Annotated in this window: 20 protein-coding genes; 19 read left to right on the top strand and 1 reads right to left on the bottom strand. The window is 39.3% G+C overall.

Translation table 11 applies throughout. From position 1 onward, the window contains the following. Nucleotides 1-143: 143 nt before the first annotated feature. The 9 genes from rpoE (at nucleotide 144) to rpmE (ending at nucleotide 9397) form a co-directional block, all read left to right on the top strand. Nucleotides 144-707, top strand: a complete 564-nt coding sequence (rpoE, locus tag AC1DOS_RS03835; RefSeq protein WP_477536461.1) for a DNA-directed RNA polymerase subunit delta — start codon at nucleotides 144-146, stop codon at nucleotides 705-707. A gap of 215 nt (nucleotides 708-922) precedes the next feature. Then, nucleotides 923-2518: a CTP synthase gene (locus tag AC1DOS_RS03830; protein ID WP_477536460.1), complete on the top strand. Its 1596-nt coding sequence runs from the start codon at nucleotides 923-925 to the stop codon at nucleotides 2516-2518. A 365-nt stretch (nucleotides 2519-2883) separates the two neighbouring features. Then, nucleotides 2884-3243 (top strand): response regulator, encoded by a 360-nt coding sequence (locus AC1DOS_RS03825; protein ID WP_477536459.1) that lies wholly within the window; start codon nucleotides 2884-2886, stop codon nucleotides 3241-3243. Nucleotides 3244-3608: 365 nt separating this feature from the next. Continuing rightward, entirely contained in the window at nucleotides 3609-4466 is an 858-nt protein-coding gene (locus tag AC1DOS_RS03820; protein WP_108586117.1) for a class II fructose-bisphosphate aldolase, read from the top strand. A 92-nt stretch (nucleotides 4467-4558) separates the two neighbouring features. Continuing rightward, complete coding sequence (fsa, locus tag AC1DOS_RS03815; protein ID WP_108586116.1) at nucleotides 4559-5209, top strand: fructose-6-phosphate aldolase; 651 nt, start codon at nucleotides 4559-4561, stop codon at nucleotides 5207-5209. Nucleotides 5210-5241: 32 nt separating this feature from the next. Then, nucleotides 5242-6528 carry a UDP-N-acetylglucosamine 1-carboxyvinyltransferase gene (locus AC1DOS_RS03810; RefSeq protein WP_477536458.1) on the top strand — a complete coding sequence of 429 codons (1287 nt, stop codon included), beginning with the start codon at nucleotides 5242-5244 and terminating at the stop codon, nucleotides 6526-6528. Between the two features lie 85 nt (nucleotides 6529-6613). After that, nucleotides 6614-7582: a class II fructose-bisphosphatase gene (glpX, locus tag AC1DOS_RS03805; RefSeq protein WP_108586114.1), complete on the top strand. Its 969-nt coding sequence runs from the start codon at nucleotides 6614-6616 to the stop codon at nucleotides 7580-7582. Nucleotides 7583-7709: 127 nt separating this feature from the next. Then, nucleotides 7710-8993 carry a transcription termination factor Rho gene (gene rho / locus AC1DOS_RS03800; RefSeq protein ID WP_108586113.1) on the top strand — a complete coding sequence of 428 codons (1284 nt, stop codon included), beginning with the start codon at nucleotides 7710-7712 and terminating at the stop codon, nucleotides 8991-8993. Nucleotides 8994-9181: 188 nt separating this feature from the next. Further along, nucleotides 9182-9397: a 50S ribosomal protein L31 gene (rpmE, locus tag AC1DOS_RS03795; RefSeq protein WP_108586112.1), complete on the top strand. Its 216-nt coding sequence runs from the start codon at nucleotides 9182-9184 to the stop codon at nucleotides 9395-9397. A 390-nt stretch (nucleotides 9398-9787) separates the two neighbouring features. Here the strand turns inward: rpmE and AC1DOS_RS03790 are convergent, their stop codons facing one another. Continuing rightward, complete coding sequence (locus tag AC1DOS_RS03790; RefSeq protein WP_477536457.1) at nucleotides 9788-10780, bottom strand: nuclease-related domain-containing protein; 993 nt, start codon at nucleotides 10778-10780, stop codon at nucleotides 9788-9790. A gap of 307 nt (nucleotides 10781-11087) precedes the next feature. On the opposite strand from AC1DOS_RS03790, the gene AC1DOS_RS03785 reads away from it, so the two are divergent. The 10 genes from AC1DOS_RS03785 to glyA all read left to right on the top strand — a co-directional run bounded on the left by AC1DOS_RS03785 (nucleotide 11088) and on the right by glyA (nucleotide 19690). Continuing rightward, nucleotides 11088-11723: a thymidine kinase gene (locus tag AC1DOS_RS03785; RefSeq protein ID WP_477536456.1), complete on the top strand. Its 636-nt coding sequence runs from the start codon at nucleotides 11088-11090 to the stop codon at nucleotides 11721-11723. Between the two features lie 151 nt (nucleotides 11724-11874). Further along, complete coding sequence (gene prfA / locus AC1DOS_RS03780; RefSeq protein WP_108586110.1) at nucleotides 11875-12954, top strand: peptide chain release factor 1; 1080 nt, start codon at nucleotides 11875-11877, stop codon at nucleotides 12952-12954. Then, nucleotides 12938-13801: a peptide chain release factor N(5)-glutamine methyltransferase gene (prmC, locus tag AC1DOS_RS03775; protein WP_477536455.1), complete on the top strand. Its 864-nt coding sequence runs from the start codon at nucleotides 12938-12940 to the stop codon at nucleotides 13799-13801. The genes prfA and prmC overlap by 17 nt, the downstream gene beginning before the upstream one ends. Before the next feature lie 48 nt (nucleotides 13802-13849). Continuing rightward, on the top strand, nucleotides 13850-14419 hold the full coding sequence (locus AC1DOS_RS03770; protein ID WP_477536454.1) for a stage II sporulation protein R: 570 nt from the start codon (nucleotides 13850-13852) through the stop codon (nucleotides 14417-14419). 85 nt (nucleotides 14420-14504) lie between these two features. Then, nucleotides 14505-15539: an L-threonylcarbamoyladenylate synthase gene (locus AC1DOS_RS03765; RefSeq protein WP_477536453.1), complete on the top strand. Its 1035-nt coding sequence runs from the start codon at nucleotides 14505-14507 to the stop codon at nucleotides 15537-15539. A gap of 57 nt (nucleotides 15540-15596) precedes the next feature. Continuing rightward, nucleotides 15597-16088, top strand: a complete 492-nt coding sequence (locus AC1DOS_RS03760; RefSeq protein WP_108586106.1) for a manganese efflux pump — start codon at nucleotides 15597-15599, stop codon at nucleotides 16086-16088. Nucleotides 16089-16097: 9 nt separating this feature from the next. Continuing rightward, on the top strand, nucleotides 16098-16538 hold the full coding sequence (locus AC1DOS_RS03755; protein ID WP_477536452.1) for a low molecular weight protein arginine phosphatase: 441 nt from the start codon (nucleotides 16098-16100) through the stop codon (nucleotides 16536-16538). Between the two features lie 886 nt (nucleotides 16539-17424). Next, on the top strand, nucleotides 17425-17865 hold the full coding sequence (rpiB, locus tag AC1DOS_RS03750) for a ribose 5-phosphate isomerase B (RefSeq protein WP_477536451.1): 441 nt from the start codon (nucleotides 17425-17427) through the stop codon (nucleotides 17863-17865). Between the two features lie 14 nt (nucleotides 17866-17879). After that, nucleotides 17880-18431 (top strand): TIGR01440 family protein, encoded by a 552-nt coding sequence (locus AC1DOS_RS03745; protein WP_477536450.1) that lies wholly within the window; start codon nucleotides 17880-17882, stop codon nucleotides 18429-18431. A gap of 23 nt (nucleotides 18432-18454) precedes the next feature. Further along, nucleotides 18455-19690, top strand: a complete 1236-nt coding sequence (gene glyA / locus AC1DOS_RS03740) for a serine hydroxymethyltransferase (RefSeq protein WP_477536449.1) — start codon at nucleotides 18455-18457, stop codon at nucleotides 19688-19690. The last annotated feature ends 311 nt before the right edge of the window (nucleotides 19691-20001 follow it).

Here is a 20001-nt window from a genome sequence, read left to right as displayed (position 1 = left end):
TAATAATACTATCGATTTACTTGTTTTATTTTGGCTGGCTCAAAATACGAGAATCAAAAAACAGCAAATGACAGTAGCATATTTGAATGAGGATTGTATATAATGGGTACTATGCCAACGTATGTAGAAAGGACGTGCACGATTTGAAATTTCGCGAAATGACAAAAGAACAACTAAGTGAAGAATCGTTTATCGATTTAGGACATGCAATATTAGAAGAAAAACACGAATCTTTAACTTTACAAGAATTACTTGATGAAATTAAAAAATTAAACAAGTTTACTGAAGCACAAATGAAAGAGCGTAAACTTCAGTATTATACAGATATGAACATTGATGGTCGCTTCCTTGCGATTTCTGAAAACCGTTGGGGCTTACGCGAGTGGTACCCGGTTGAACAAATCGAAGAAGAAACAGCACCAACAGTTAAAGTACGTAAGAAGAAATCAAAAACTTCTAAAGATGATGATGATATTGAAGACGATACAGATGATGATGAAATCGCATTTGAAGAGGACTTCGATGAATTCGTAGAAGACGTAGAAGACTTTGACTTAGACGATGACGATGACGATGAAGATGAGGACGAAGATGATGAAGTAGTGGAAATCGAAGAAGTAGTTGCAGAAGAACTTCTTACGGACACTGATGAGTTTGAAATCGTTGTCGATGAAGATGAAGACGATGAAGAAGAGGATGACCAATAATAGGTCTTGACTTATTTAGTCATTCGGATTACTCTTTTACTTGGGCTCCCTAAAAAGGGAGATTGAACGCTTATATAATGCGCTCCCTCTGCAAACACTGCAGGTGGAGCGCTTTTTTATTTGAAAAGGCGTAGCATGAAGTACTTCGCCAGCGCACATCCTGATTTATCATGCACTTCTGTAGACAAAAATCACATTTTTAGGAGGAGTTAGCTTTGACAAAATATATTTTCGTAACTGGTGGCGTAGTTTCTTCACTAGGTAAAGGTATTACAGCTGCATCACTCGGTCGATTACTTAAAAATCGAGGTCTAAACGTAGCGATTCAAAAATTCGATCCTTACATCAACGTAGATCCAGGAACAATGAGCCCATACCAACATGGGGAAGTATACGTAACTGACGACGGTGCAGAAGCGGATTTAGACCTAGGTCACTATGAACGCTTCATTGACATTAACGTAAGTAAATTCTCAAATGTTACGACAGGTAAAGTTTACTCAGCGGTTCTTAAAAAAGAACGTCGCGGTGACTACCTAGGTGGAACAGTTCAAGTAATTCCACATATCACGAACGAAATTAAAGAACGCTTAGTACGTTCAGCAAAAGAAACAAATGCAGATGTAGTCATTACAGAGATCGGAGGAACGGTTGGGGACATCGAGTCACTACCATTCCTAGAAGCGATTCGCCAAATGAAAGGCGACTTCGGTGCAGAAAATGTAATGTACATTCACTGTACGTTAATTCCTTATCTCCGTTCAGCTAAAGAAATGAAAACAAAGCCAACACAACATAGTGTTAAAGAGCTACGCAGTTTAGGAATTCAACCAAATATCATCGTAGTTCGTACTGAATTTGCTGTGCCACAAGATATGAAAGATAAAATCGCTTTGTTCTGCGACATTAAAGCAAGCGAAGTTATCGAAGCTCGCGACGCGGAATCATTGTACGAAGTACCATTAATGCTTCTAGAACAGCATATGGACCAAATCGTACTTGATCATTTCGGTATCAAAGCACCTGAAGCAGATATGACGGATTGGACTGCTTTAGTAGATCGTGTGCAAAACTTATCGAAAAAAGTACGTATTGGTTTAGTTGGAAAATACGTAGAATTACAAGATGCATACATTTCAGTTGTTGAAGCAATGAAACATGCAGGATTTGCATTTGACGCGGACATTGAAGTGAAATGGATCAACGCTGAACACGTTAGCGAAGACAATGTTGCTGAATTTTTAAACGATGTTGACGGTGTTTTAGTTCCTGGTGGCTTCGGTGACCGTGGAGTAGAAGGTAAAATTGCAGCAACTGCTTATGCACGTGAAAACAATGTACCTTTCCTAGGAATATGTTTAGGTATGCAACTTGCAACAGTAGAATTTGCAAGAAATATTTTACATTTAAAAGATGCACATTCATCTGAATTAAACCCACAAACTCCATACCCGATAATCGACTTATTACCTGAACAAAAAGACGTCGAAGACTTAGGTGGAACATTACGTTTAGGACTTCAACCATGTAAATTAGTGCATGGCACTAAAGCATTTGAAGCTTACGGACAAGAATTGGTTTACGAACGTCACCGTCACCGTTATGAGTTTAACAACGAATACCGCGAGCAATTTGAATCAGCTGGGTTCATTTTCTCTGGTACGAGCCCAGATGGCCGATTAATCGAAGTAATTGAAATTCCAGATCACAAATTCTTCGTGGCATCTCAGTTCCACCCAGAATTCATCTCGCGTCCACAACGCCCACAACCCTTATTCCGTGAATTCATCAAAGCGGCATTAGGCGAATAATATCAAATCCCACTCTTTTTAAAAAAGAGTGGGATTTTTTTGGATTGATTAGAAATTGTTCTATTCAGACATGAACCCCCAAAAGTCAAACTGAGCCCTCGCGTAGTTTCTTCTCGCCGGATGATACAATGCATAAGATTCACTCGAAAAGAAGGACTAAACTCACATTAATAACAATGAGGAAAACAATAAATAATATATATATAATATTTAACATAAAAAATGGATTATCATGTATTATTATGAGGGAACGTCCTTTTCTTCAAGAATACATAGAAGTATCAAAAATATTTATTTAATGCAGGAATATGGAAAAGATTGTAGAATTAATGAATTAGTATCAAAGTGAAAAAGGGGTAATTTTCATGAAACAGTTACTGATTGTGGATGATCAACAAGGCATTCGCTTGCTCTTGAACGAAGTGTTCAAACGAGAAGGTTACACTACATATCTAGCTGCTAATGGAATTGAAGCATTAGAGTTAGCTGAGAGAATTCAGTTTGATGGTGTCCTATTAGATATGAAAATTCCAGGTATGGATGGGATTGAAATATTAAAACGAATTAAAATGCGTACTCCAGATGTCCCAGTTTTAATGATTAMTGCATATGGCGAACTAGATTTAATAAAAGAGGCAATGGATTTAGGTGCTTCTCACTATTTCACAAAGCCGTTTGATATTTACGAAGTACGCGATGCTGTAAACGGAATGTTAAAAGATTGAAAAACGCAGGCAGTGGCAAACACTGCCTGTTTTTGTTATGATTTAATAGAAAAGTGGAGAACCCTGTGCGAACATCAAGCCGAGACTAAGAAGAAACGAATCAAAACATAGTTTTGAATTGTTTTGTAAGGTAGGCTAAATTTGCGGAATTAGTCGAACTCCATTATCACCCACGTAAAGTGGGGTAAAGTAGAGGTACGAGCTTGCCATCGAAAACTGGACAAAGCCTCTGGGAAGATGCTAGTCAAACTTTAATCTTTCCAACCCCTGCAACTAGAAATTAAGAAAAGTGGCGGCTTACGTAGAAATGAAAAGAGCTTGTTGCTTGATACCAGATTATAGACAATGAAATGGAGGATTCCTCAATGGCTTTAGTATCTATGAAAGACATGATGATCAAAGGTAAAAAAGAAGGCTATGCAATTGGACAATTCAACATTAACAACTTAGAGTTTACTCAAGCAATTTTACTTGCAGCTGAAGAGGAAAAATCTCCCGTGATTTTAGGCGTTTCTGAAGGAGCAGCTAGATATATGGGCGGATTTACAACTGTTGTTCACATGGTAAAAGGGTTAATGCATGACTATAAAATAACTGTACCTGTGGCTATTCATTTAGATCATGGTTCAAGTTTTGATAAGTGTAAAGAAGCAATCGACGCTGGTTTCACATCAGTTATGATTGATGCTTCTCATCACCCATTAGAAGAAAACATTGCTATCACATCTCAAGTAGTGGAATATGCACACGCACAAGGCGTGTCTGTTGAAGCAGAACTAGGGACTGTTGGTGGTCAAGAAGATGATATTATCGCAGACGGCGTTATTTATGCAGATCCAAAAGAATGTGCTGAACTAGTTTCTCGTACAGACATTGACTGTTTAGCGCCAGCACTAGGTTCGGTTCATGGTCCTTATAAAGGCGAACCTAATTTGGGCTTTGCTGAAATGGAAGAAATCTCTCAATTATCTGATTTGCCACTTGTGTTGCATGGTGGAACTGGAATTCCAGTAAAAGATGTTCAACGCTCGATTTCTTTAGGTACAGCAAAAATAAATGTGAATACAGAAAGCCAAATTGCAGCAACGAAAGCTATTCGTGATTTCTTGAATGGCAATGCAGAAGAATATGATCCACGTAAATACTTAATTCCTGCACGTGATGCAATTAAAAAAACAGTACAAGGAAAAATGCGTGATTTCGGAAGTTCTGGAAAAGCGTAATTTAATAATATAATTCGAAATCTCGGGAGAAGTGTCCGTGTTGAAGACATACGGTCTTCTCCTCTTTTTCAATAATTTGGAGGAAATAATAAATGAAATTTTTTATCGATACAGCTAACTTTGAAGAAATAAAAGAAGCACATGCATGGGGAATTTTGTCTGGTGTTACGACAAATCCTACACTTGTAGCAAAAGAAAATATTTCATTCCATGATCGCTTGCGTGAAATTACAGCACTTGTCGATGGTTCGGTAAGCGCTGAAGTTATCGCTTTAGATGCTGAAGGAATGATTAAAGAAGGCCGCGAATTAGCTGCCATTGCTCCTAACATTACAGTAAAATTGCCAATGACTCCGGACGGCTTAGCTGCATGTTCAGTGTTTTCAAAAGAAGGCATTAAAACAAACATTACATTAATCTTCAGTGCCAACCAAGCACTTCTTGCAGCACGCGCTGGTGCATCATATGTATCTCCATTCTTAGGTCGTTTAGATGATATCGGTCATAATGGAATGGATTTAGTAGGGACAATCGCGCAAATTTTTGACATTCACAATATAGATACAGAAATCATTGCAGCATCAATTCGTCACCCACAACATGTTACGGACGCAGCTCTTCACGGTGCACACATTGGAACTATGCCGATTAACGTGATGAAACAAATGTTCAAACATCCTTTAACTGATAAAGGAATTGAAGCATTTTTAGCGGATTGGAATAACCGAAATAGTGCACAATAAGTTAACTCTTGAATTGATTGTAGGTGAAATACATGGAAGTTTATAAAATTAATGGACAGAAACGATTACAAGGAACAATTAAAGTAAGTGGTGCTAAAAATAGTGCGGTTGCTTTAATACCAGCTTCCATCTTAGCGAATTCGGCTGTCACGATTGAAGGTTTACCAGAAATTTCTGATGTGGGGACACTGAAGGAATTACTGGAGGAAATCGGTGGAGTAGTATCTATAGAAGACGGTACGATGCACATTGACCCGTCTAAAATGCAAGATATGCCTTTACCAAATGGTAACGTGAAAAAATTGCGAGCATCGTATTATTTAATGGGTGCAATGCTTGGACGTTTCAAAAAAGCTGTCATTGGTTTACCTGGGGGTTGTTTCCTTGGACCACGACCAATAGATCAACATATTAAAGGCTTTGAAGCACTTGGAGCTAAGGTAACAAATGAACATGGTGCTATTTATTTACGTGCCGAAGAGTTGCGCGGTGCAAAAATTTATTTAGACGTTGTAAGTGTAGGTGCAACTATTAACATCATGCTGGCTGCTGTAATGGCAAAAGGCCAAACGACGATTGAGAATGCTGCAAAAGAGCCAGAAATTATTGATGTTGCAACGCTACTAAGCAACATGGGAGCAAAAATTAAAGGTGCAGGTACCAATGTTATTCGTATTGATGGTGTTGAAGAACTGCACGGGACGAACCACACCATTATCCCCGACCGAATCGAAGCAGGTACATTCATGATAATGGCAGCAGCAGCTGGGGACGGTATCACTATAGATAACGTCATTCCATTCCATGTCGAAGCATTAACTGCAAAACTGCGTGAAATGGGCGTTAAAATAGAAGAAGGCGAAGAAAGTATTTTCATTCCTAAATCAGTGAATTTGCATGCAGTGGATGTTAAAACACTCGTGTATCCTGGTTTTGCAACGGATTTACAACAGCCATTCTCAGTTTTAATGAGTCAAGCAGCAGGTTCTTCCGTTATTACGGACACAATTTATTCAGCACGTTTCAAACATATTGATGAATTGAAACGTATGAATGCAGTTGCTAGAGTTGAAGGCCGTACAGCCATTATCTCTGGTCCAACAAAACTAGAGTCTGCTTCAGTTCGCGCATCTGACTTACGAGCAGGAGCTGCACTTGTACTAGCAGGATTATTGGCTGAAGGCGAGACCGAAATCCGCGACATCTATCATATCGAACGCGGCTATAGTTCTTTAATTGACAAATTACAAGGACTTGGTGCGGATATTCGTCGGGAAACGATCGAGGTTGAGAATTCGCCAAAAGAAAATAAAAAATAAAAATTCGACCCTTTATCACATATGGTATAATGACAGGGGTAGAATTACGTAAATAAATGACCGGATAACGGGAGGAACACACCAAATGGAACGCAGTTTATCAATGGAGTTAGTACGTGTAACAGAAGCAGCAGCAATTGCTTCGGCACGTTGGATGGGCCGAGGCTTGAAGAATGAAGCGGACGACGCGGCAACTACAGCTATGCGTAACGTTTTCAACTCAATCCCGATGCAAGGCGTCGTCGTAATTGGCGAAGGCGAAATGGACGAAGCACCTATGTTATACATCGGTGAAGAATTAGGTCTTGGCCAAGGTGGACCAGCGGTAGATATAGCTGTAGATCCACTAGAAGGTACAAATATCGTCGCTTCAGGTGGTTGGAATGCTTTAGCAGTTCTTGCCATTGCTGATCGAGGGAACTTACTTCATGCACCAGATATGTACATGGACAAGTTAGCAGTAGGACCAGAATCTAGAGGCAAAGTCGATATTAATGCTTCTGTAACGGATAACTTGCTAGCTGTAGCACGTGCAAAAAATAAAGACATTGAAGACGTAGTGGCAACGATATTAAACCGACCACGTCACCAAAAAATCATTGATGAAATTCGTGCATCAGGTGCTCGTATTAAGTTGATTAATGATGGCGACGTAGCAGGAGCTATCAACACAGCGTTTGATGAAACAGGCGTAGATATTTTATTCGGACTTGGCGGCGCTCCAGAAGGCGTTATTGCTGCAGTAGGATTAAAATGTTTAGGTGGCGAAATTCAAGGTAAGCTAGTTCCTACAAACGATCAAGAATTACAACGTTGTATCCGTATGGGACTAGACGTAAACCGTGTATTCCGTATGGAAGACCTTGTAAAAGGCGACGACGCAATTTTTGCGGCAACGGGAGTAACCGATGGAGAATTAATGCGTGGAGTTCAATTCAAAGGATCATATGCAGAATCTCATTCATTAGTTATGCGTGCAAAATCAGGCACAGTCCGTTTCGTAGAAGGACGTCATAGCTTGAAGAAAAAACCTCATCTTATGATGGAAGACTAACTTCAAAATTATGTGCCTGGCCATACCTCGGTCAGGCATCTTCTACTAAAATCAATTCTTGCAAAACCAATCCAGCCTTTCAACTTGAACCGACACAACAAAATATGTAAAAGAGTGGTGCCATTTTATGTCAACCTTAAAGATTGGTGAACTAGAAAGTATGACGTTAAAAGAACTGTATGCGCTAGCGCGTGAGTTCAAAATCTCGTACTACAGCAAACTCACTAAAAAAGAGCTAATTTTTGCTATTTTAAAAACACGTGCAGAACAAGAAGGTTACTTTTTCATGGAAGGTGTCTTAGAAATCATTCAATCTGAAGGATTCGGTTTCTTGCGCCCCATCAACTATTCTCCAAGTTCTGAAGATATCTATATTTCCGCATCACAAATTCGCCGTTTTGACTTACGCAACGGTGATAAAGTAACGGGTAAAGTGCGTCCTCCAAAAGAGAACGAACGTTACTACGGTTTATTACATGTAGAATTAGTAAATGGTGAAGACCCTGATTCAGCGAAAGAACGTGTTCATTTCCCTGCGCTAACACCACTATATCCAGATCGTCATATCAAACTGGAAACAGAGTCAAGCAAGTTATCAACACGCATTATGGACTTAGTGGCACCTGTAGGTTTCGGTCAACGTGGTCTAATCGTAGCACCTCCAAAAGCAGGTAAAACGATGTTATTGAAAGAAATAGCGAATTCTATTACTACCAATTATCCAGATGCTGACTTAATCGTTCTATTGATTGATGAACGTCCAGAAGAAGTAACCGATATCGAGCGCTCAGTAAAAGCAGATGTAGTGAGCTCAACTTTTGATGAAGTACCAGAAAACCATGTGAAAGTGGCGGAATTAGTACTTGACCGTGCGATGCGTTTAGTAGAACACAAACGTGATGTCATCATATTAATGGATTCCATTACACGTTTGGCACGTGCATATAACTTAGTAATCCCACCAAGTGGTCGTACACTATCAGGTGGTATTGATCCTGCAGCGTTCCATCGCCCTAAACGTTTCTTCGGTGCAGCACGTAATATTGAAGAAGGCGGAAGCTTAACGATATTAGCGACTGCTTTAGTTGAAACAGGATCACGTATGGATGAAGTCATTTATGAAGAGTTTAAAGGAACTGGTAACTTAGAACTTCACTTAGATCGTAGTTTAGCAGAACGTCGAATCTTCCCAGCATTAGACATTCGACGCTCAGGAACACGAAAAGAAGAACTGCTACTTCCACCTAAACAACTTGAAAAACTGTGGGCTATCCGTAAAACATTCTCGGATTCACATGATTTCGGTGAGCGCTTCTTGAAAAAAATAAGCCAATCGAAAACAAACGAAGAGTTCTTTGAACAATTGAATACGGAAATGAAAGAAAAAAGAGGCGGTAAAGGTTTACTGTAATAAGGTATAGTTCATCCGCGTTTATTTATACCAAGTGCTTGATTTCTTAATAGGGATTTGCTATACTTTAATTCGGTTAGAATTATCATTCTCTGTTACATATCCGGCCGAATTGACGGGTCGTGTAAGGTGACAGTAAAATAATACCAACTCTGTTCCAGATGGTTCAGGGCGAGAGGAGATTTAAGATGAAAACAGGAATTCATCCCGATTACAAAACAGCTAAAGTTACTTGCTCATGTGGTAACGCTTTTGAAACTGGTTCAGTAAAAGAAGACATCAAAGTAGAGTTTTGCTCAGAATGTCATCCATTCTATACTGGCAAACAGAAATTCGCTCAAGCGGATGGCCGTGTTGACCGTTTCAACAAAAAATATGGCATCAAAGAAGAAATCAACGAATAATTATCAAATACCCGCTTAGAGCTTCTGCTCACAGCGGGTATTTTTCTTTTTTGTGAGACTGAGCGGTGGCTCAGTCGTAAAAATAGAGGTTCACGTAGGAAAAAACAKTGATGACGTAGGAAAAATCGTCCGTCACGTAGGAAAATCGTCATCAACGTAGGAATCCCTCCGCATCCCATAAATATCAGAGTCATTTCCCTCCAAAAAAACGGTTGATGAGCGCAGCGAACAGTCCCGTCCTAAGTATTTCTATCACTCTAAAATCTGTCAAAATCTTTAATGGCCCCACCTGCTAGCGCTTGGTGGGTATTTTTGTGAAGGAAGCAATAGCTCTGTTTATAGGAACTCTGATTAAATTTCTCAGTTCACGCATCTGGACTGTCGACCAATTTAATTGTAAGGAGTAGTGGATTCTTTAGTTAACCAAAAAGATTTTGTAAAAGCATAACGTCGGTACTTGTTATGATTTTGCGGTTCTAGTTGAAGGTTTTTAAGAAGGTAAGTAGCAGCGTATTTATCTTTAAGCTCGAGAAAATGAACACATTCTTTATTGGAAATTGTTTTTTTACAAAGGTAAAACCATTCTTCTACAGCTAGAGTGTAAAGTGTTTTACGAGATTTCTTACATATAGGACAGCGATGTTGGTTTATTAATTTAATTTCGCAGTTTGGACAGAAAAGACCAGTATTTAAAGTTTTCCAATCAAATTGAAGTTTTTCTGCAAAAGGTGTAGGGAAATATTCGCACTCTAATGAGGTAAGAGAATCGATCAAGCGTTTAAATGTTCTACTAGAGATTACCTCAGGGAGTTGGTTTAGTTCTTCAAGATGGTTTGTTATGTCACAAGCCATTAGAGCCATTACCTTTTCTGGGGGTTCAGCAATATGGGTAGATGAAAAAGCAAAAACGATTCTATTTTCAATAGGTATTTTAATATTGAGTTGATTTRGTAACCGCTTAATCTTAATGCTATGACGTAGAATTTGTTGTTCGGGACATTTATAGGTTGCAAATTCTCCATTAAACTCCCTAATAAGCTGTTTAGGATGTTTTTGAAAATACACTTTGCCTTTTATATTTTTAATTTCTAGAATAGCGATATATTTTTGAGTCACAATTAAGGTATCAATTTGGAGGAAAGTCTCAGGTTCTAATTGGAGATGCAAACCTTTAAAAATATAATGGTTTTTTGGAAATACCATTTGATGCAAAAAGTGATCAACATAACTTTCACCAAAGTATCCAGCTTCTATAATTTTTCTTTTTGATAAAAATTCCTTAAAATAAGGATGGTTTATTGGAAACCTGGATTGTGCACGTTTATAAATTTGGATTTCTTTAGGCGGAATTCGATTAGAATAAATAATAAATGCTCCTTTCATTGCTGAGATGTTAGTATCATTGATATGAAAATAGCATGTTTATTCTGTTAATTTCAAGTTTTGCTATAAAATAAATGCTGAGCGATTGCTCAGTTGTAAAAATAGGGGGTCACGTAGGAAAAAAGCGGAGTGACGTAGGAAAAAACAGAGCTCACGTAGGAAAAATAGCCTTGACGTAGGAATTCCCCAAATACCTCCTTGTGTCACAATTCTTCCATATCACATTTCTTGAAGAAAAAAAAGACGAGTATTCTATATTTGTTTTCTGTATGATAGGGAATAGAGAGTTTTGAAAGGAGTGACTTCCATGTATGTGATGTCACAATCCGGTTGGGTTGAAGTCATTTGCGGAAGTATGTTTTCCGGCAAATCAGAAGAATTAATTCGTCGTGTAAGACGCACGCAATTTGCGAAACAAAAAATTGCTGTGTTCAAACCACGTTTAGATAATCGATATAGTGAAGAAGAAGTAGTTAGTCACAATGGCACGAAAGTAATAGCGATCCCAGTCGAACGTTCAAAAGATATATGGGCGTACATTTCGGACGAATATGATGTGATAGGAATTGACGAAGCGCAATTTTTTGATGAGGGAATTATTGATGTCGTACAACGTCTTGCGAATCATGGTTTCCGCGTAATTGTTGCAGGTCTAGATCAAGATTTCAGAGGAGAACCATTTGGTCCCATGCCGAACATAATGGCCATAGCGGAACTCGTAACAAAATTACAAGCCGTTTGCCAAGTATGTGGGTCACCAGCAAGCCGCACACAACGACTAATTAACGGGGAACCAGCAGGCTATGAAGACCCAATTATTTTAATTGGTGCAACTGAAGCGTATGAACCTCGTTGCCGTCACCATCACGAAGTACCAGCGGGTGTCACTCATCAAACTTCATTAGTGTACTCAGAAGAAGTTAATTCAAAAACTACACTTTAATCTTGAAAAAACATCCGCAATGGATGAATAGCGTTGAATCAATATGAAAAAATTCCCAATTATTAATAAGAATTCTAAACGAAGAGTGGCGAAAGCTACTCTTTTTCTATATAATTATAGTGTTAATCACATGAACGGATGAGGTGAAAGTATGTTTGATCGCTTACAGTCGGTAGAAGACCGATATGATCGTTTGACTGAATTACTCAGTGACCCTGAGATTGTTAAGGATATGAATAAATTACGCACGCTTTCTAAAGAACAATCGGACTTGCAAGATACTGTTAATGCATACCGTGAATACAAGCAAGTTAAAGAGCAACATGCTGAAGCAAGAGCGATGCTAGACGATAAATTAGATGGCGATATGCGTGAAATGGTAAAAGAAGAAATGAACGATTTATCAGCACAAATTAACGACATTGAAGAACGCCTAAAAGTATTGTTAATTCCTACAGATCCGAATGATGAAAAGAACGTTATTATGGAGATTCGTGGAGCTGCTGGTGGAGATGAAGCTGCTCTATTTGCAGGGAATCTGTTCCGCATGTACAGCCGTTATGCTGAAGCCCAAGGATGGAAAATTAATATTATGGACGCTTCTCCTACAGTAATCGGAGGCTATAAAGAAGTTATCTTCATGATCAAAGGCCAAGGCGCTTACTCGAAACTGAAGTACGAAAATGGGGCTCACCGCGTACAACGTGTACCTGAAACCGAGTCTGGTGGACGAACTCATACATCAACTGCAACTGTAGCATGTCTTCCAGAAGTGGAAGAAGTAGAAGTGGATATTCATGAAAATGATATCCGTACAGATACGTATGCATCTTCAGGTGCTGGAGGACAATCGGTTAATACAACGATGTCAGCAGTACGTTTGACACATATTCCAACTGGGACAGTAGTAACGTGCCAAGATGAAAAATCTCAAATTAAAAATAAAGCGAGTGCAATGACCGTTCTTCGTGCACGTGTTGCCGATAAATTCCGTCAAGAAGCACAAGCGGAATACGATGCTGTTCGTAAATCTGCAGTAGGTTCAGGAGACCGCTCAGAACGAATTCGCACGTACAATTATCCACAAAACCGTGTAACCGATCATCGCATTGGTTTAACGATTCAAAAACTGGATCAAATCATGGAAGGTAAACTCGAGGAAATCGTCAACGTGTTAATTTTGACGGACCAAACCGAACGACTTGAGCGAATGAATGATACCAATGCGTAAATATGTATATGAGGCCCTTTMACGGGCTTCTTCTTTTTTATCGGGACACGGACGAGAAGAACAAGTTGCGCGCATGTTGCTGCAACACGTACTAAAGAAAACGCACGTTCAATTATTAATGGACATGCGAGAAGARATTTCAACCGAACAATTTGAACACTACTGGTCTCTGATTGAAGAACACAGTACAGGAAAGCCTGTTCAATATATTATCGGAACCGAAGAATTTTACGGACGTACCTTTAAAGTGAATGAACATGTACTTATACCGCGTCCTGAAACAGAAGAACTCATCGTAGCAACAATAGCTAGAATGAAGCGACTTTTCAATGAACAAGCCAAGCTGAAGCTCGCCGATATCGGAACTGGAAGTGGTGCGATAGCGGTAACCATGAAAGCGGAAGTTAAGACTTTACAAGTAACTGCAACCGATATTTCAACTCAAGCATTAGTTGTAGCACAAGAGAATGCAAGTGATCTAGGTGCACAAATCGTATTTAAACAAGGTGATTTAACTGCCCCTATTTCAAGCGAAAAATGGGATATTGTCTTGTCTAATCCACCATACATTTCACATGACGAGGCTCTTAGTCTATCAGATACCGTACTAAACTATGAACCTCATAATGCCCTTTTTGCCGATGATGAAGGACTTCATTTATATAAAAGACTAGCAGAAGAACTTCCTGCACTCATGAATAAACCCGCTTTGATAGGCTTAGAAATTGGCTATACACAAGGGCCCGCTGTCCAATCGTTCTTTCAAAAATCATTTCCAACTGCACAAGTGGATATCGTAAAAGATATCAATGGAAAAGAAAGAATGATTTTTTGTGAGATTAAGTGAATAAATAATCCACACCTTGTCCACAATGAAGGCAAGGGGGAGATAACCATGATAGAAGATTACGAGATTTTCAGAAATGAACAACCACAAATGAAGAGGTCTCCATGGATTGAACTTGTATTGGCACTTGTACTTATTCAAACTTTATTATTTTTAATGCCGGTAGTAAGCGGAGCGGCAGACGCTGTTCCTGCTGATGCTATTCAAGTAAGAATCATTGCAAACAGTAACACGAACGAAGATCAACAAGTTAAATCGCTAGTCTATCAAGAGATTCAACCACTATTACAAAAAGCAACTGACACGTTTCAAACCACTGCGCAATTAGAAAAAGAACTAAATCTAATTTCCAAAGAAATTTCACGAAAAGCAGGGGCAATTACGGAGCAAACAATTCACATTGGTTTAGCAAACGCATTAATTCCACCTAAAACAGATGGCACTTACTTTTATGCACAAGATTTCCACAAAGCACTAGTTATTACAATTGGCAGTGGCAAAGGAGACAATTGGTGGTGTGCCTTGTTTCCAAAAGTATGTTACCAAGAAGAAGAAGAAGAAGTGGTTGAAGAGCCAGTGAAGTTTTGGATATGGGACTGGATTAAAAGTAAGTTTTAGTCAAAGTTATCCCCATTTTCACTGCTAGTTATCAACAGTATGTGCATAACTATCAACAAATCACGAAAGAAAGGAGATTTATCACATGAWAACGACTCGACTCGTTGTGGATAACGATGTGAATAAAACACAAGTTTATACACAAGCTGTGGAAAAATTAAAAAGTGGCGAAGTTGTCGCGTTTCCAACTGAAACAGTTTATGGATTAGGGGCAATCGCTACGAATGAACTAGCAGTAGCTAAAATTTTCGAGGCAAAAGGTCGACCATCCGATAACCCGCTAATTGTTCATGTGGGGGAATCACAACATATTTTAAAATACGTTAGTGAAATCTCTAAAAAAGCCGAAAACTGCATCGATGCATTTTGGCCAGGACCACTGACACTAATATTACATGCGAAACCGAACGTCTTTGCACCAAATGTAACTGCTGGATTATCAACAGTAGGCTTACGCATGCCAGACCATCCTGTCGCTCTAGAATTACTAAAAATGCTTGGCGAACCAGTTGCTGCCCCAAGTGCCAATCTCAGTGGCAAACCAAGTCCAACGACAGCCCTTCATGTAGAAAAAGATTTACAAGGACGTATACCACTCATTTTAGATGGTGGTGCAACCGGAATTGGCGTAGAATCAACCGTAGTCGATTTCACTGTAGATCCTCCCGTAATCCTTCGACCAGGTGGCGTTACAGCACAAATGCTCAGTGCAGTAATTGGAGAAGTAATCGAACCGAATACAACAACAGTCTACGATGCGACAGTACCACGAGCACCTGGTATGAAATATGCCCATTATGCACCTGATGCTCCTGTTTACTTAATCGAATCAAACTTAGATGCTGTTGACCTCGCTATTCAATCTATACATACGCAAAACCAAAAAGTCGCTTTGCTAGCACCAAATGAATTAAAAAATGATCAAGCAGACTGGTTCTTTTCGTTAGGCGATCAACAAAATCCTGAAGAATCCGCACACCATTTATACGCTCATTTACGTGCTTGCGACGACACTACAGCCGATATTATCCTGGTCACGTTACCGCTCAAAACGGGCGTGGGTGCAGCGATTTTTAACCGACTAGAAAAAGCAGCGGATGGCAATTGGTGGCATTCCTAATCTCTTCCTTTTTTGCATATGCTAGTAGCAATGCAAGAGAGAGGGGAGATTTTTACATTGCCTACAGAACTGTTTGCAGGGCTATTTACAGCACTGGACGTGGTTGCTTTATATAGTGTATTGCCTAAAATCCGCTTCCCGCTGATGCTCGCCATTTGGACAGGGTTGTTACATATGGTCTTCCCACTTCTCGGGTTCCTCGCGGGGGAATGGGTGACAACATTTATAGTTGAAGGTGGCCGCTACATTTCTAGCATTTTGTTATTTCTAACAGGTGTTCATCTATGTTTGTACCAACAAAAACCTACATCCACGATCCTTCCTCCCATCCTACTTGCAGTCGTAGTTAGCCTTGACACCTTTTCAGTTAGCTTATCTTTTGGTATGCTTCAATTACAAAAGTGGTTTTTCTTATGTAGTGCTGGTTTTTTTGCGTTATCATTCTCTTACCTTGCACTTAAAAGTAAACTGATTAAAGGACCTATGTTGACTCGTCTTTCTGGAGTATGTCTCATGGTAATGGGATTACTCACTTTACTAAATAAATGAGGGATTCACATGAACATCTATTATATCTGTACGGGAAATACATGCCGAAGCCCGATGGCTGAAGCGATATTTCATTCACATAATAAGGACGGAATGAACGTTCGTTCAGCAGGAATTTATGCCATGGACGGTGGCGATATTTCTGAGAATGCAAAACGTGTTATTCGAGATGCAGACATAGACTTCACACACTTTTCACGTCAAGTTAGCGAAGAAGATGTGCGCTGGGCTAATTTGATATTAACGATGACTACTGCACATAAACAACTTGTCATGCAAGCATTTCCATTCGCTGCAGACAAAATTTTCACATTAAAAGAATACGTACGACCATATGGTTCGCACAATGTATCAGATCCATTTGGCGGAGACATGCATATGTATCGCCAAACGTTCCAAGAGCTCACCATATTGACCAAAGACTTATTTACTAAACTGAATGATGAATAAATACCATACAGCTCTGTAACAATGGGGCTGTATTTTTTAGTTCTTTGAAGGCTTTTTGGGTTAACCAAAGAATCGCCACCATTATTAACAAATGGAAGCAGCCGAAGATGCAATTTCGGCTGCTAACGTTTTTCTTTATCTTCTAGAAACATGAAACAAAAGTTGGCACTCCATAACAAACGCTGAAATTAAGTTATTACCAAGGTTTCCGATGAGCTTTGAGCTGCAGCTTTACTAAAAAATGAGAAACGAAGGCGATGTGACGGTGTCACATCGCCTTCGTTTCTTTTACAGGTAATCTTGGGGCTCGGATGCTTTCGTCGCTCACCTACCAGCAGCAAAACTATCTTTAAAGAACCAAGTCGCCGACTACGCCATTTCTTTATTTATTTTGGCTTTCTTGCAATATCACTCATAAAGAATGCAGAATGATCTTGAAAGTAAAAGTAGCAGAAAGAGGACGAAATAGCATCTTCGACCGAATCTATATAACGGAAGAATCAATTCTTTAGTTCCAACGATATTAATTGCGAGCACCCAGGTTCAAAGGGAGCGAAGGACGCACAACCGTCGCAGGATAATCTGAACGAAGTGACATAGTCACAAGCCCATCTCTTTGTTCTCAAGATTAAGGTGCGTCAGTGTGGCGACCTAAATACTATTCGCATCGAAGTAAGAGTCGCTGGTTTAAAATTAACAGAAGTAAAAAGAGGCCAAATGCATCTTTGGCCGAAACTCTATATAAAAGGAGAATAAATTCATTCATTTACCAAACTAGCATCACATAGGTCTTTAGACAGTTCGGTTTTACCCAAATGTTACTTTGCTCTTTTCCTATTAAAAATGGTAAGATGAAAACGAGTATGAAAAGAAATGAGGGACTATTATGAACATCGCGATTTCTTCCGATCATGGCGGCAATAATTTGCGCAAAGAAATAACCTCTTTACTTGACGACCTAGGTCACACGTATCAAGATTTCGGACCACAAACAAGTGACTCTGTCGATTACCCTGACTATGCACAACCAGTATCACAAGGTGTAGCAGCAGGTGAATTTGACCGTGGTATCTTAATTTGTGGTACAGGAATTGGCATGTCGATTGCGGCAAACAAAGTAAAAGGCATCCGTTGTGCTCTAGTGCACGATGTATTTAGCGCAAAAGCAACACGAGGTCATAATGACTCTAATATTTTAGCAATGGGCGAACGCGTAATTGGCGGAGGCTTAGCGCGCGAAATCGTGAAAACATGGTTAGAAGGCGAGTTCGAAGGCGGTCGTCACGAACGTCGCATCTCAAAACTTTCTGAACTGGAAAACAAATAGAGGAGTTTGGTCATATGGATGCTTACACAATGTGGCAATCTCAACTCGAAGAATTGTTGGATGGATTTGCAGAACAAGTTAGGTTTACACCCGGACAACTACTAGTCATTGGTTGCTCGACATCTGAAATTGTTGGCAAGCGAATTGGCTCTGCAGGTGGAATGGAAGTAGCGGAAGCTTTATATAAGCCGCTTCAAACTTTTGCCAAAAAGCATGGCATCCATTTAGCCTTCCAAGGTTGTGAACATATCAACCGAGCGCTTACAGTAGAACAACAAACGGCGATAGCCTTCGGACTAGAACCAGTAACAGTCATTCCTGTTCAAAAAGCAGGTGGATCTATGTCAGCTTATGCCTATACCCATTTCAGCAATCCTGTTGTGGTCGAGCATGCACAAGCCCACGGTGGCATCGATATCGGACAAACACTCATCGGCATGCATATAAAACCAGTAGCGGTGCCGATTCGAACATCTATTAAGCAAATCGGTGAAGCTATTGTCACACTCGCAACCACTCGCCCAAAACTTATCGGCGGTGAACGAGCAGTATATAAAAACAAATAGACATTCAAAGGGGATATGGACACATGAAAAAGATTGCTGTGCAAGACAAAGTGGTTTATGAAGCAATGAATGATGAGAAAATACGTCAACAAGGTAACATTGAATTAATAGCCTCTGAAAACTTTGTATCAGAAGCAGTAATGGAAGCTCAAGGGTCTGTATTAACAAATAAATATGCTGAAGGCTATCCTGGCAAACGTTACTACGGTGGCTGTGAACATGTAGACGTTGTTGAAAATATCGCACGTGACCGCTTGAAAGAAATTTTCGGAGCAGAACATGCAAATGTACAACCACATTCAGGTTCACAAGCTAACATGGCGGTTTACATGACAGTACTTGAGCAAGGCGACACGGTTTTAGGCATGAACTTATCTCATGGTGGTCACTTAACGCACGGATCTTCAGTCAACTTCAGTGGAATTCAATATAACTTTGTTGAATACGGAGTAGATGAAGTGACAGAAACGATTGATTACTCTGAAGTTCGAGAAAAAGCGATTGAACATAAACCCAAAATGATAGTTGCTGGAGCGAGTGCTTATTCTCGTACACTTGATTTTGCAAAATTCCGTGAAATTGCGGACGAAGTAGGAGCATACTTGATGGTCGATATGGCACATATTGCTGGTTTAGTCGCAGCGGGTGAACATCCAAATCCAGTACCACACGCTCATTTTGTAACATCAACGACACACAAAACTCTTCGTGGTCCTCGTGGTGGACTGATTTTAACAACTGAAGAATTTGCGAAGAAAATTGATAAAACGATTTTCCCAGGAATTCAAGGTGGTCCATTAATGCACGTGATTGCTTCAAAAGCTGTAGCATTTGGTGAAGCTCAACAACCAGAATTCAAAACGTATATTCAGCAAGTTGTGAAAAATGCGAAAGCATTAGCGAACTGCTTGATTGATGAAGGAATTGATGTTGTTTCTGGCGGTACTGATAATCACTTATTGCTTGTAAACTTACGTTCTTTAGAGTTAACAGGTAAAGTGGCGGAAAAAGTGTTAGACGAAGTAGGCATTACCGTAAATAAAAACACCATTCCTTTCGATACAACAAGCCCGTTTGTTACCTCAGGTATTCGAATCGGAACACCTGCAGTGACTTCTCGTGGATTTAAAGAACCAGAAATGAAAGAAATTGCGTCAATCATAGCGAAATTACTGAAAAATATTGAAGACGAAGCGGTTCACAAAGAAGCGAAAGAACGTGTAGCAGCCTTGACTGCTAAGTTCCCTTTGTATCAATAAAAAAGATAATGTGCTAGATTTTTTCAAATAATTAAAAGGATTTTTCTAAGGACGAACTTGTCCTAGAAAAATCCTTTTTAATGCAATTTAATTTGACAGAAATTTTAAAATGTTTTGTTAGTATAATTTTAAAGAATAACTTTTAGTAAGTTTTTTATAATTCCTAACATATATTTTTTTTTATTGGGGTATATGAATCATTAGCAGAGGTGACTATGTTACTAGAACTTATGGAACTAGTCAAACTATTAAAAATGATTTATATTAAGACGATGCTATATTAGAAATATTTAAATTATAGCAAAATTATT

The organism is Paenisporosarcina sp. P5_A11, assembly GCF_056400705.1.
Note: the sequence above shows the minus strand (reverse complement) of the source record. Positions and strands in the feature narration are given on the sequence as shown.